We start from the raw sequence: 13,730 nt of genomic DNA, 5'->3' as shown, positions 1-13,730 counted from the left end.
GCGTCCGGAGCAGGGCGAGCTCCACTCCAAATTGCATTTTGGAGTGGAAAATACGTGATAGAGGGTGGCTGATAGAGGGTGCTAGATAAGCTAACGTCTGATCTCCACGTAGAGATTTGCAGTTTACCACGTGGACGATGTGCTATGCGGGCGGTTTTTTGTAAGTTTGCAGGAGTAATTGAATTCATCAACTATAGATACCTATGAATATATTCCTTCTACAGGCAGCACAGGCAACACCGACAGCACCGCAGGGCGGTCTTTCTTCGTGGTCTACGCTTATCTTCTTTGCAGTCATCATCTTGATCTTCTGGCTTTTCTTCATCCGTCCTCAGAGCAAGCGTCAGAAGAAGCTACAGCAGGAGCGTGATGCACTCGCTGTAGGCGATGCAGTCATAACGGCAGGTGGTGTGCATGGCGAGATCCGCAAGGTAAACGAGCAGACCTTTGAGGTGGAGATAGCTCGTGACGTCTGCATAGAGATTGCCAAGAGCTCGGTCTATCCGCTCGGCACGGACCCCAACGCACGCTAATAGCCTCTCCGAACTTTTAAGACGGGAGCGGTGCGACTCAATCTGACCCCTAAGCTCCGCACAGGTGGAGATCCTGTGGTGCGTAAGCAGCGTGTCCCTCGCTTGAGACGACTGCTGGCGATCGCTGTGTGGGTACTCCTAGCGACCGTCTTATGGTTTATGCAGACGCTCTCACGTGGCACGACCTCGATAGTTCATGTACCTATCGTATATGAGGAGATGCCGGGAGAGATAGGACTAGAGGGGGATCAGCCGACGACGCTAGATGTCAGCGTCTCGGCAAAAGGCTCTCAGCTCCTCTTCCGCTGGATGAAGGGCGTGCCTCCGATTTCGCTCTCTATGCCACAGCGAGTGCCGCAGGGGGGGCGTATCCTCTTTAGCAGTGCCGTCTTGACACAGAAGGCGCGGGAGAGCTTGGGGAGCTCTATACAGATCCGTGACATCTATCCTAATCAGATTTCGCTGCGCGCATTCCCTCTCCAGAGGAAAGAGGTGCCAGTGGTAAACCACGTGTCGACTTCTGCTAAGGATGGCTATATGGTACTGCCGCTGACGATGACTCCTACGACGGTCGAGCTGTATGGTAGTCGTGAAGCCCTAGCGGGGATTAGCGAGATGCATACCAAAGCATTGACCTACAAGAACCTATCGCAAGACAAACTGGTGCTTGTGCCGTTCGAAGAGATCCCCCACGTCTATACCTCGCCCGATAGTGTGCAGCTACAGATCTCAGTCGTCGAGCTGACGGAGAGACGCATCGAGCTACCTGTCGAGGCGCTTAATACGCCCTCAGGCTTTGTCGCGAAGTTGCTCCCAGCTCGTGTCTCTCTGACCCTGACGATGCCGATCACAGACTACAATAAGCCTATCGGGGACAAGGTCTCGGTGGTGGTCGATCTGCAACAGCTCGCAGAAGCTGTGCAGCAGGGCGAGAAACAACCAGAGATGCTACCCGTAAGGGTCCAGGGACTACCCGACTGGGTGGTGCGCGCTACTCCCTCTCCCAAGGCGGTACAGTATATCCTAGAGACAGCTGAGCCGTGAGCCGTAGTGGCTACTGAGTCATGACCGAAAAGCAGCTCACCTCCTTCTCAAGGCCCCCTCGCATCTTAGGATTGACAGGAGGGATCGGTGCGGGCAAGAGCTTCGTCGGTCAGATGCTTGTCGAGGCGGGGCTACCTCTGATGGATAGCGATGCGGTAGCTCGTGGAGCTTACACCGAGAGCGAGCTGGTGCGTCAACAAGTGGTCGCATTATTAGGTGCAGAAGTTTATAATTCAGAGGGAAAGCCTCGCTATGACGAGATAGCTCGCAAAGTTTTCGCACCAACTGATATGGGTCAGTCGCTATTGCACCAGTTAGAGCAGATCATTCACCCCTATGTGTCTGAGAGACTGACGGCGTGGGCGAGGGAGCAGGATGCCCCCGAGGGGTGGGTCGTCCTAGAGAGTGCTATCTTGTGGCAGTCAGGCTTCTATCGTCTCTGCGACGCTGTGGTCGTCGTGACGGCTCCTGAGGCGGTACGTGTGGCTCGTGTCCAGGAGCGCGACGGAGCCTCCCGCGAGCAGGTGCAGGCACGGATCGCTCGTCAAGCTTCGTACACCTTTACAGATTTGCAACAGAGGTATCCAGAGCTCCCTCTCTATCAGATCAATAATGATGGGGTGCAGGATCTGGAGGAGCAGGTGGCGCAGCTACGCTCTCATCTAGCCACTCTGTAGATTGGTCTTGCGTGTATGGAGAGCTCGGTCGGGTTGTGGACGTTGACTCCCTTTGGGGTAGATCGAGGAGCAGAGGATATCATCTTACTATTGCTCCTCATGCTGCTCTTACTCCCAGCACTCATGCAGATGTGGGTCGGCTCTCTCTTGTCTCGCTCGGTAGATGCGCTACTATATAATAGAGGACACATTTTCTTTCGCAGCTTAGTGCATCGGGTATCTGTCGGCACCTATGCGATCCTCGGAGGGTTGCAGCGTCATCTGCTGGTCGGCGTGACTGGCTATCTGCTACTACGCTACTATGCAGCTCTTCCCTCAGGCGAACTGTGGACGACGCTCTCGCAGGTAGGGCTTCTAGCACTCTGCAGCTTGATCCTGAGCGGACTGTACCTAGGTATCAACCGTCTGCTGGCGGGGATCTATCTAGACTCAGCCTTTTACCTACACTGGGTGCGTCACTACGGCATCTTGGAGTGGCTGTGGCCGCTGCCTCTCTACCTGAGCTCCTTGCTGCTACTGGCGGGCGTCTGGCAGGGGGTCGCACTCTGGCTGTCGATCTCTGTAATCCTCTTGTGGCGCCTTGCGATCATCGTGCCCACAGCGCGCTGGCTCGGGGAGGCTGGGGTGACTCCTTTGCTTATTTCTTTGTACCTTTGCAGCCAGGAAATGGCTCCTCTTGCCTATCTCATAGGCTTTGGAATGCTGATCCTGTGAAAGAATCTATCATATACCATTAGCCCCTGCCTGTGCGTATGTCACGGATTAAAAAAATACTTATCTCTCAGCCCGCTCCACTGATGGCCAACCCCTACACCGAAGTCGCTGAAAAGCATCAAGTGGAGCTTGACTACAAGCAGTTCATTCGTGTCGAGACAGTTGAAGCAAAAGAGTTTCGCCAGCAGCGCATCAATCCATTGGATTACACAGCCATCATCTTTACCTCTCGTACTGCTATCCTGCACTTCTTCACGCTGATGAAAGAGATGCGCATCACGGTGCCAGACACGATGAAGTATTACTGCAGCTCAGAGATGTCCGCGCCATACTTACAGAAGTTTGTCAATTACCGCAAGCGCAAGGTCTTCTTCTCACCGACAGGACGTACCGAAGACCTTGTCAAGGTGATTGTCAAGCACAAAGGGGAGAAGTACCTCCTCCCCGTCGCAGAGGAGCACAGTGCTAAGCTCTCTGACCTACTGACAGATGCGGGGATAGACTATACCAAGTCGGTCATGTACCGCACCATACCTCGTGAGCTAGAGCTTGAGAAGCCACTACCTTACGATATGATCATCTTCTTCAGTCCCGTAGGGATCACCTCGCTCTTTGAGAATGTCCCTGACTTCAAGCAGGAGGATATGATCATCGCTACCGTAGGTCCTAAGACCGCACAGAAAGCTGAGGAGCTAGGGCTCAGAGTAGATATCAAGTCTACGGGCAGTCGTCAGGATCCGCCGATGCCTAAGCTACTTCACAACTACCTTGCCGAGCAAGAGGGATGACTACGGAGGAAGACTCCCCTCGCTCCCACCAGAACCAACGTCTACCCAAAGGTGAGCGACTCTATCTGCGTGAGGAGATAGAGCGACTGCATAGCTGTGGGCGTTCGTTTGTCTCTTACCCCATCCGCATCGTATGGCTCGCAGAGCCTATTGTCACGCAGACGCCAGGAGAGCAGGCGCAGGTGGCTGTCATGACCTCGGTCGCTAAGCGTCGCTTCAAGCATGCGGTAGATCGCAACCGCATCAAGCGCATGACCCGCGCTGCTTATCGCCTCCACAAAGCTCCGCTCTGGCAGGCTGCGACACAGCACCACTGTACGATACGAGTGGCACTACAATCTGTCGCTAAGACGATGCCGACCTATCCAGAGCTAGAGCAAGCGGTAGAGCGGGCCATAGCACGTATCGTCAAGGAGATAGAAAAAGCTAACCCAACCTCCCCCGCTACTGAACCCGCAACCGATCGTCAGGAGCAGACTGCACAAGCTGCACAAGACGACTCGCAGCAACTCTCGCTAGCGGTACGCCTGCTGAGCTACCCAGTCAAGTTTTATCGTCACTTCATCTCGCCGCTACTACCACCCAGCTGTCGCTTTACGCCGACCTGCTCGCAGTACGCACTAGAGGCTCTGAGGGTGCATGGAGCTCTGAAGGGAAGCTGGCTAACTATCTGGAGACTCTTACGGTGTAACCCCTTCAATCGACATGTGGGTTACGACCCCGTGCCACCACGACAATGAGCCAGGAGATCAGAGCTGCAGAGCAAGGCACAGGCCGTCCCAAACTTCTAGACTGCCACACGCACAGCCCCGAGGTAGGCTGTCAAGCAATTCGCTCGCTCACCTACACAGAGTGGAGACTGTTGCAAAAGTCAAGAGTCTCACAATCTTGCTGGCAAGATTGTCCTGACTTTGCAGAAAGGATGAAGCGCAAGGCGCTGAGGGTGAGGTCTGAAGGGAGCATACCTCCGTATGTGACCGAAGCCGAATCCCGAAAGCAACACAGCGATTCGCCTTTATGCAACAGTCTCGAGTGGAGCGGTGGTGTCGCAATCGAGGAGGGCCAGCTCTACTCAATAGGCTTTCACCCCTGGTCACTGCCTCCAGAGGGGAGCTTGACACCACTCATTGATCAGATGCAGAGTCGCCTAGCAACTGTTCCACAGATCGTCGCTGTCGGCGAGTGTGGCATCGACAAGGTGCGGAGCAATGCGACACTCGCAGAGCAACTCGTCTGGCTAGAGGCGCAGATGCGCTTAGCCTGTCAGTTACAGCGCCCGATCCTCCTACACACGGTACGTGCGTGGGCTGAGATGATTAAAGTGCGTAGTCAGATGGCGCAAGAGTTTGCGCAGCTCCCCCCGATGGTGCTACACGGCTTTCGCGCTAGGGGAGAGGTGGCGCAGATGATGCTGAGCAAGGGCTTTGTGCTCTCCTTCGGCCGTCGCTACGATGCTGAGGCTTTGCACTTAGCCTATGAGGCGAAGGCTCTCCTCGTCGAGACCGATGAGATCCCCAACGGACTTACGCATCGAAAGGCTATAGAGGCGACCTACGCCCACATCGCCGGGGAGCTAGCTACCACGCCAGAGGCCTTGGTAAGCCGAGTGGCGGCGACTCCATTCTGGAAGCAGATCGAAAGCTAAGCTCCGCAGGGCAAATTCAACGCCGGATCGTTACAATAATTTAGAACCGACTACATATCAAAACGGAGCTGTGTCGGAGAAAAGTGATTTCCACGTGGATATTTCGAAATATCCACGTGGGGAATTTTTATTTTCCACGTGGGGAAGAAAAAATTCTTCGGAGGAATCAAATGAAACTTCGGAGGAAATGAATCACGCCCACGTGGAAAATAAAAAATATCCACGTGGAGATTTGAGATTCCCCACGTGGATATTCGAAAAAGGAGGGAATCGGACAAATTTCGCCGTAAAGATATGTAAAGGTGCTAGAGGTTAGAAATTAGAAGTTAGAGATCCGATCACTCTGATAGATCCGATGGTTTCGATAGCCAACCGCCAATAGCCAACAGCCAATCCATGGCTGACACATTATATATATAGTAACCTCATCTATTCCTCGCTTGTCGCTCATGTGTAGCTCCTGACAGAGCGATTATAGTGCGTCAGCCCTGCTAAGCACCGCGAAAGCGTAAGCTCTTTGCGCTAAAAACACTATCTTAGTTCCCAGATTAGCCCTAACAGAAGAAATGCCATGACAGATATGAACCCGCTAGCATGCTCACCAGAGTATCAGAGGCTTCGGGAGCAGTACGAGACGCTCGTCGCGGACTACACGGCACTCGTCTCCCAGTATCAGGAGATGACGGATCACGAGGCGCCTCACCTATCTGCGCTCTACATGCACTACTTCGGCAAGTTGCTGTACACCCAGTTGCGTCTAGGGCTCTCCTTGGCCACGCTCCGCTTCAGGCGGTCGCTCCTGCAGGCTTACATCAATCGAGACGAAGCACCCGACCTCGTCGAGATAGACAAGCAGATGGCGCAGCAGCGGCTAGAGTTTCATCAGCTCCTGGAGCGAAAGCTGGCTCAACTCAAAGCGGCTAAGGAGTATTGGGACAGGCCACGCCTGTCTCCCGAGGAGACCAAAGAGCTCAAGGAGATCTACAAAACCCTCGTCAAGCGACTTCACCCAGACCTCAACCCACACTATACGGAGGAGGACAAGCGGCTCTTTCTGATCACAGTGAAGGCTTATCAGATCGGAGACCTACCGCAGCTACGAGCTGTGCTGGCTCTACTCAACAAGGAGAAGCACTCGGAAGAGCTCCCCTCAGATCCTGAGACACTCTCGGCTGAAATCGAAAAACTACGAGAGAAGAAGAGTACCCTCGAGATTAGGATGGCCAAGCGGTCGAAGAGCTTCCCATTTGATCAGAAAGAGTTACTGTCAAGCCCCGTAAAGATACTAGAGAAGCAAGCTGAGCTGCAAGCGATCATCCAGGAGCTCGAGGAGAGCGAGAAGGAGATGCAGACGATCATCACACTGATGGAGGAATATAAGTCACATAATCTATGAGTAACGAGATCATACCAGTCAGCCCCGAGCTACTAGCGCTCATTGGCACTGAAGGCATCAACGCACTAGGACTACCCAAGCGGGAGATCTTCCTCCTAGACATCGTAGTCGCTGGGACCACTTTCTGCCCTATCGTACAGGAGCTTTACCCTACGCTACTGCCCGACACAGTGCTACGTATGGTGCGACAGCCACAAAACGAGCACGACGAAAACGCTATCGCCATCTACTACGAGGAGCACCGCATAGGCTATGTGCCACAAGAGCTCAACCTAGTCATATCACGGCTGATGGACGCTGGCAAAGAGTTTTACGCTCGGGTCGTCCAGGTCAAGAAGATCAATGAATGGGTACGCATATCGGCCAAGCTCTTTATGATCGAGTGAGTGCTACGCATTCGATTGTTTTGCAGGGAGCCACTTTGGGGGTCTGCCTTCTTTTCGGTACTTTTGTAGCGATGCAATCAGACAGCCCCGATGGATAGGCACAAGATAAATACGATAGCAGTGTATGGGAGCCACGCTACAATGCGGCTCACGGACGATGTGACGGCACTACTGACGGCACTCGCAGAGCATGGTGTAGACCTTTATATAGAGGCACCGCTCTGGGAGGCACTGCAGCAGGCGGGCATCCCGGAGGGTTATCCGCAGATGCGGCTGGGTGGAGAGACGCCCTATGGCGACATCGCTCTGAGCCTCGGAGGTGATGGTACCCTCCTGCGAGCTGTGCACAAGTTGCGAGACGTGGAGCTGCCTATATGGGCGATCAACTGCGGGCACCTCGGCTTTATGACCGAGATGGAGCCACGAGAAGCTCTGCATCACCTTGATGACCTGCTGGCTGGGCAGTACGATATAGAGCCCCGCTCGCTGATCGATGTAAGTGTGGCGGGAGAGCATGTCGGCACAGCGCTCAATGACCTGGCGGTGCAGAAACGAGAGACTGGATCTATCATCAAGATACGCGTAGATCTAGACGGCGACTTGCTAGCTGAGTACGCTGCCGACGGCTTGGTCGTGAGCACGCCCTCGGGCTCGACGGCTTATGCGCTCAGCCTAGGAGGCCCTATCGTGACGCCTCAGTGCCAGACGTTGCTGCTGGTGCCGATAGCACCTCACACGCTCAACATGGCTCCGCTCATCTTCCCCGACACCAGTGTGCTGACGATGAGAGTCTCCTCGCTACATCCCACCTTCTCTATCGTGATCGATGGTAATCTGCGGGTCTACGACTGTGGTGTCGAGATCGTTGCTCGCAAGAGTGACAAGCGCGCCCACCTGTTGCGCCTCTCACACAAGCCTTATGCTCAAGTAATTCGCGAGAAGCTCCTTTGGGGTCGTGACTTGAGGTAGAAAGTCTGTTTTGAGCAAACTTTCTGTAAGGGCTTGACTATCAGCTTGCTGAGTCGTATTTTCTGCGGCGCGATCTCTCTTTTGGAGAATTTTCTTGCGAGAATCTTTTGCCAGAAGAAAAATTTGTATTACCTTTGCATCACAATTGCCCGAGAGCCGAACATTCGGCATCAGTTGGTAAGTAGCTACTGGCCCTTTCGTCTAACGGTTAGGACGTCAGATTCTCATTCTGAAAATAGGGGTTCGATTCCCCTAGGGGCTACAAGTAATCGCTGATATGCAGTGCTTCGCGTAGCGAGTCTCGCATATCGACAGTACACCACGTAATTAAGTATCACAAGAATGGCAAATCATAAATCAACGCTGAAGAGAATCCGTCAGAGTTCCACACGTCGCCTTCGCAATCGCTATGCGAGCAAGACGTCGCGTACGATGGTTAAGCAGTTCCGTGCTATGACCGATCGTCAGGAAGCTGAGCAGGCTTTGCCGAAGGTTTATTCTACGCTAGATCGTCTAGCTCGTAAGAATATCATCCATCGCAACAAGGCTGCGAATCTGAAGTCCAAGATGGCTCTTCACCTCAATTCTCTCTAGTCTACGACGACACATCGCAATACTGTATCAGTTCGCTGAGGATATAACTCTACATTAAAAGGATACTGGCGCAACGATTTGGCCCTTTCGTCTATCGGTTAGGACGCCAGGTTTTCATCCTGGAAAGAGGGGTTCGACTCCCCTAGGGGCTACATATAGAGCCTTGCCAGCCACCTCCCTTTCCTCTAAGTCGCTTTAAGACACAGGGCTGATACCACAAGCGAGCATATATCAAAAAGAAGAGGAGTGTTCTTGGACAAGATCGAGAGCACTCCTCTGATTTTTTTTACGCTAGAGCAGATTGGTGTGGGTTGCTTTATGTACATTTATCCACCATGCGCGCTCTCGGACTCGTAGCATGACGCCTTATCGCAAATCATTAATAAGACCCATTACTAAGAATACATGACTAAAGCAGAAGTTGTAAAGAACATAGCTGACACGACAGGCTTGGACCGCCAGGAGGTACTACAGGTCGTAGAGGCTTTTATGGATACAGTCAAGAACGCTATGAGCCAGGGAGACAATGTCTACCTCAGAGGCTTCGGTAGCTTTGTCGTCAAGGAGCGCGCAGAGAAGACTGCTCGCAACATATCCAAGCAGACGACGATCATCGTACCAGCTCGCAAGGTTCCTACGTTCAAGCCTTCGAAGGCATTCACAGCCATAATCAAATAGTATCCTAGGGGGTGAGTCGAGGCAGATAGTCCTGAGGAAGACATCGGTTGCTTCTGCATAGAGGCTAGCTACGGACCTCATGACCTTGGATCCAATATAGACCAATTCAAAAGAATCAATTATGCCAAACGGTAAGAAGCACAAGCGTCGCAAGATGTCGACGCACAAGCGTAAAAAGAGACTACGTAAGAATCGTCATAAGAAGAAGTAGTAGGCACTCGGTCGAGGAGACCGTATGTGATCTCTCTTAGGCGAGCAGATCGTCTTAGGGAGTCCTAGTCTACTCACTAGATAGCCATCACAGTATGTATGGCGATCTAATCTTGACGAACGAAACGTACCAAGCAAGCCGTCATGACCGACCTCTCACCGATGAGGGGCTGGTTGTGGTTGGCTTCGTTGCATAGCAACTCATCCTATCATCCTGCAGTAGTCACCTCTCACGGCCATCTGTCGGGGTCTGTTAGCAGACTCTATAGAAGATATAACCCGTGCTACGTGTGCTACGGCAGCATCTGTAGACCACCCCTCTCTGTGTATCTAGCGACTCTCTGGAGTCACTATCGAGATACGCATAGAGACCAGCTACTCCAGTAGAGGTGTAGCGATTAGGTACTTCGACAGCTCACCAGCTCGGGGCAGTGCAGTGGCACGACGTGGCTGTGAGACGGAGGAGAGAAGAGGCGGGTCATACTAGACCTCTACACGTTTCCAATCTATTAATGCACAGATTATTTGAGACACCGTGAATAGTGAACTAATCATCGATGTAAAGCCCAAAGAGGTGTCTATGGCAGTGCTCGAAGATGGCGAGCTCGTAGAGCTACGCACGGAGAATAGAAACATCCGTTACGCTGTCGGAGACATCCTGCTCGGCGAGGTAGACAATGTGGTCAGAGGCAACAACGCCGCCTTCGTCAACATAGGCCCCATGAAGAATGGCTTCCTTCACTACAATGATCTAGGCAAAGTATTTGGAGCGACAACTCACTTATTAGAAGATATAGCGGAAAAGAAGAAGGTACCCCCCATTGACAAAGTCAAAGAAGGTACCCCCCTTCCTAAGGATGGCAATATCATCAACTCGGGACTCAAGAAGGGAGACAAGATCCTCGTCAAGGTAACACGCGAAGCCTTCGGAACGAAAGGACCTAGCCTCTCAGCAGAGCTCTCCATAGCGGGTCGATTTCTAGTCTTAGTACCCTTTAGCGATCAGGTAGCCATCTCTAGCGAGATACGCTCCACGGAGGAGCGTACGAGGCTTAAGACGATCGTGCAGAGTGTCATCAAGAGTGGCTACGGAGCCATCATCCGGACGCAAGCTGCTGGTAAGAAGACTCAAGAGCTCGTCGAGGAGATGATGGATCTGATAGATCGATTTGAGACAAGTATCAAGAAGCTGGTCCGGGCCAAGGCTCCTGCACAGATTTACGAGGAGCGAAACCGCGCTATCAACCTCATCCGTGACTCCTACAACAAGACCTTTACGAAGATCGTCGTCAACGATCCAGACTACTACAAGGAGCTCAGAGGTTACGTAGCCGACATCGACCCAGGTAGAGAGCAGATCGTCACACTCTATGAGGATGACAGTAAGCGCCCTCTCTTTGATGCCTGTGGTGTGACAAAGCAAAAGAAGACCCTCTTCGGGCGCAAAGTCACCCTACGCAATGGAGCCAACATCATCATCGAGCAGACCGAGGCTATGCACGTCATAGACGTCAATAGTAGCAAGAAGGCTCGTCGCACCTCAGGACAGGAGGAGACCGCCTTTGATGTCAATATGGCCGTGGCAGACCTCATCGCCCGACAGATCAGGCTGAGGGACCTCGGAGGGATCATCGTAATCGACTTCATCGATATGAACGAAGCAGCCCACAACAAGGAGCTGTACGAGCACATGGTGAAGCTCATGGCAGATGACCGCGCTACCCACAAGATACTCCCTCTGAGCAAGTTTGGGCTCATGCAGATCACACGACAGCGTGTTCGTCAGGCGACCATCATACGCACCGAGGAGACCTGTCCTACCTGTCAAGGCACGGGAAAGATCAAGACCTCCATCACCTTTACCGATGATCTAGAGGAGGTCATAGCCCAGCTAACCTCTGGCGACAAGCCGATACGCAACTTCGCCATGCATCTACATCCCTACGTCGTCGCTTATATCAAGAAGGCTCCCCTCTTGGGATCTTCTATCTTTACTAAGTGGAAGAAGAAATACTCCAAAAACATCAAGCTGATCGAAGATCAAGATGTAGCACTCCTAGACTACAAGATCTACGACAAAGATCGTAATCCAGTAGAGCTAGAGAAGTAATAACCAGCTACACAAAGTAGCTATACGATAAATAAGCAAAGAGTCCCTATGAGAGCATCCATACCCTCGTAGGGACTCTTTTTTACGTCGTCTCGTGCCATCACAATTTGCAAGACTCAGAATATTGCTCTATATTTGTGGTAGCAAGACACCGATAGGTGTGTGCGCAGCGTGATCTTAGTACATAGTATATGTAGACGGCGCAGACCCATAGCCGCACTGCTCGATACGGAAACTCTTCAAATTTAATCGACTATTCCGAGATCATTCTATCTACCTGATGACCGGCCTCGACAGACTCCTCGTGAGTGTGTGAGCACTCGTTGCTCCAGTGGACTTCAGAGGGTGATGGATCCTCAAAACTTGTATGTTCTTCGGAGTTTTTCTAATCCGCAGTGCGGCTTTTTTGTGCCTGTCGCCATAGTCGGCAGGCTTTTTTGTGTCCGTACTTATAGGAGCGGGGAGAAGAGGCGAGCCAGCGCCTCTAGACTTCGTATCCAGAAGGAGCGCTCACTCCACTCCTCTAGAGTTAGTTGATGACACTCCTTGAGATCCTCCTCGAAGGCTTTGCTCAGCTCCTCAGCCATCTGCTTGTCATAGACGAAGGACATTACCTCCAGATTGATCTCTAGGCTACGAAAGTCCATATTAGCACTGCCGATACCTACGATGCGCCTATCCACCACCAGCAGCTTGGAGTGTAGGAAGCCACCCCTATAGCGTCTCACATCCACGCCAGCCTGCAGTAGTTGCGCCAGATAAGAGTCTGAGGCACGCTGCGTCAGATAAGAGTCGCCACGCTCAGGTAGCATGACGGAGACGTGTACACCGCGCAGAGCAGCACTGCACAGGCTCATCAGCAGTCCCTCTGGTGGAAGGAAGTAAGGGGTCTGTACTAAGATCTCCTCGTGCGCTATCGAGCACGCCTTGATGAAAGCCTGCTCGATCGTCTGCCAATGCGCTTGGGGCCCATTAGTAAGAAATTGCATCGCTATAGGGTGCTCGTAAGAAGTGCCTCGATCGATCCCTGCGAAGTAAGGCTCTAGGTCAAAGTGCTTGCGCACCGCCACAGCCCAGTCCACCAGAAAAACACGTTGCAGTCCCGCCACCGCACTACCCTCGATGCGAAAGTGTGTATCCCGCCACTGTCCCAGCTCATTGCCCTGCTTATAGTACTGCGCCACATTCATTCCCCCGAAGTAGCCGATACGCTGATCGATCACCACCACCTTACGATGGTTGCGGTAGTTGATGCGAAGATCAAAAAAGGGAAAGCGCACCGGAAGAAACGCATAGACCTGACCGCCAGCTCTACGTAGCGGCCTCCAGAAGCCCTTCACATCACTCCAGAAGGAGCCCAGCCCGTCATAGATGACCCGTACCTGAACCCCCTCGCGAGCCTTGCTCACCAAAAGGTCACGTAGCTCTACCCCCAGCTCGTCAGAGGCGATGATGTAGTACATCAGATGGATCTCCTGCCTTGCCGAGCGAATATCCTCAAAGAGCTGTCGGTACTTATCCTTTCCGACCGTGATCACCTCCATCGAGGAGGCCGCCAGCACCGTACGATCGTCACTATTGTAGAGTAACTTGCCCAGAGAGCTGTAGTAAGGGTTCTCTAGGATTGCTTGATGAAAGTCAAAGTCCGTATGCTCCACAGGCATACGATTGATCTTCTTCAGGAAGTCCTTAGGTATCAGTTTCATCGAAGCTGTCGAGCGACCGAAGAGCAGATAGAGTATAATCCCCACCACTGGTATAAAAAGCACGACCATCAGCCACGAGAACATCCGATAGATGTCATCGCCTCCCGTCAGGATCACCACCACCACGCCCACGACTAGGAGCGTGTATAGGATAGTCAGTACAGTCGTCCACATAGATCATCCACTCTAGGAGCCAGCCAGTGTGGCGGACTCACTATCGCAAAGGTAGTAATATTCCCTTGACCATACGAACTAGATACTTTTTCCCTCCTTGGAAAGT

General features: G+C 52.5%; 14 protein-coding genes, 2 tRNA genes and 1 pseudogene. 16 read left to right on the top strand and 1 reads right to left on the bottom strand.

The genetic code is table 11. The annotated features are described in order from the left end of the window. Positions 1–203 precede the first annotated feature (203 nt). The 16 genes and pseudogenes from yajC (at position 204) to RDM37_RS04915 (ending at position 11,744) form a co-directional block, all read left to right on the top strand. Positions 204–533, top strand: a complete 330-nt coding sequence (yajC, locus tag RDM37_RS04990; RefSeq protein WP_308555530.1) for a preprotein translocase subunit YajC — start codon at positions 204–206, stop codon at positions 531–533. A 30-nt stretch (positions 534–563) separates the two neighbouring features. Then, the gene (locus RDM37_RS04985; protein ID WP_308555528.1) at positions 564–1,577 is read left to right on the top strand and encodes a CdaR family protein; all 1,014 of its coding nucleotides are present in this window, start codon (positions 564–566) and stop codon (positions 1,575–1,577) included. A gap of 20 nt (positions 1,578–1,597) precedes the next feature. Then, positions 1,598–2,254: a dephospho-CoA kinase gene (gene coaE, locus RDM37_RS04980; protein WP_308555526.1), complete on the top strand. Its 657-nt coding sequence runs from the start codon at positions 1,598–1,600 to the stop codon at positions 2,252–2,254. Positions 2,255–2,269: 15 nt separating this feature from the next. Then, a complete protein-coding gene (locus RDM37_RS04975; protein ID WP_299366956.1) occupies positions 2,270–2,968 on the top strand; it encodes a DUF4271 domain-containing protein in 699 nt (232 codons plus the stop codon). A 38-nt stretch (positions 2,969–3,006) separates the two neighbouring features. Next, positions 3,007–3,756: a uroporphyrinogen-III synthase gene (locus RDM37_RS04970; protein WP_308555524.1), complete on the top strand. Its 750-nt coding sequence runs from the start codon at positions 3,007–3,009 to the stop codon at positions 3,754–3,756. Next, positions 3,753–4,151 (top strand): annotated as a pseudogene (locus tag RDM37_RS04965) (ribonuclease P protein component); the annotation flags it as partial. The gene RDM37_RS04970 and the pseudogene RDM37_RS04965, both read left to right, overlap by 4 nt. 132 nt (positions 4,152–4,283) lie before the next feature. Further along, positions 4,284–4,496 (top strand): membrane protein insertion efficiency factor YidD, encoded by a 213-nt coding sequence (gene yidD, locus RDM37_RS04960; RefSeq protein ID WP_293964623.1) that lies wholly within the window; start codon positions 4,284–4,286, stop codon positions 4,494–4,496. 182 nt (positions 4,497–4,678) lie between these two features. Beyond that, positions 4,679–5,401, top strand: coding sequence for a TatD family hydrolase (locus RDM37_RS04955; protein WP_308555523.1), 723 nt, complete (start codon positions 4,679–4,681; stop codon positions 5,399–5,401). Between the two features lie 580 nt (positions 5,402–5,981). Then, complete coding sequence (locus tag RDM37_RS04950; RefSeq protein WP_308555521.1) at positions 5,982–6,797, top strand: J domain-containing protein; 816 nt, start codon at positions 5,982–5,984, stop codon at positions 6,795–6,797. Continuing rightward, on the top strand, positions 6,794–7,183 hold the full coding sequence (locus RDM37_RS04945; RefSeq protein ID WP_308555519.1) for an HIRAN domain-containing protein: 390 nt from the start codon (positions 6,794–6,796) through the stop codon (positions 7,181–7,183). Before RDM37_RS04950 ends, RDM37_RS04945 begins: the two co-directional genes overlap by 4 nt. A 90-nt stretch (positions 7,184–7,273) precedes the next feature. Beyond that, positions 7,274–8,152, top strand: coding sequence for an NAD(+)/NADH kinase (locus tag RDM37_RS04940; RefSeq protein WP_299366939.1), 879 nt, complete (start codon positions 7,274–7,276; stop codon positions 8,150–8,152). Between the two features lie 190 nt (positions 8,153–8,342). Continuing rightward, positions 8,343–8,414: transfer RNA gene (locus RDM37_RS04935), tRNA-Glu, on the top strand. Positions 8,415–8,494: 80 nt separating this feature from the next. Further along, entirely contained in the window at positions 8,495–8,746 is a 252-nt protein-coding gene (gene rpsT, locus RDM37_RS04930; protein ID WP_296928642.1) for a 30S ribosomal protein S20, read from the top strand. A gap of 80 nt (positions 8,747–8,826) precedes the next feature. Then, positions 8,827–8,898, top strand: a tRNA-Glu gene (locus tag RDM37_RS04925). A 253-nt stretch (positions 8,899–9,151) separates the two neighbouring features. After that, positions 9,152–9,424, top strand: coding sequence for an HU family DNA-binding protein (locus RDM37_RS04920; protein ID WP_297115021.1), 273 nt, complete (start codon positions 9,152–9,154; stop codon positions 9,422–9,424). 745 nt (positions 9,425–10,169) lie between these two features. Beyond that, on the top strand, positions 10,170–11,744 hold the full coding sequence (locus RDM37_RS04915) for an Rne/Rng family ribonuclease (RefSeq protein WP_308555517.1): 1,575 nt from the start codon (positions 10,170–10,172) through the stop codon (positions 11,742–11,744). 449 nt (positions 11,745–12,193) lie between these two features. On the opposite strand, the gene cls is transcribed toward RDM37_RS04915, so the two are convergent. Then, the gene (gene cls, locus RDM37_RS04910; protein WP_308555515.1) at positions 12,194–13,624 is read right to left on the bottom strand and encodes a cardiolipin synthase; all 1,431 of its coding nucleotides are present in this window, start codon (positions 13,622–13,624) and stop codon (positions 12,194–12,196) included. Between the last annotated feature and the right edge of the window lie 106 nt (positions 13,625–13,730).

Source organism: uncultured Porphyromonas sp. (genome assembly GCF_902489635.1).
Classification (GTDB): Bacteria; Bacteroidota; Bacteroidia; order Bacteroidales; family Porphyromonadaceae; genus Porphyromonas.
This window is presented reverse-complemented; position numbering and strand designations above follow the sequence as displayed.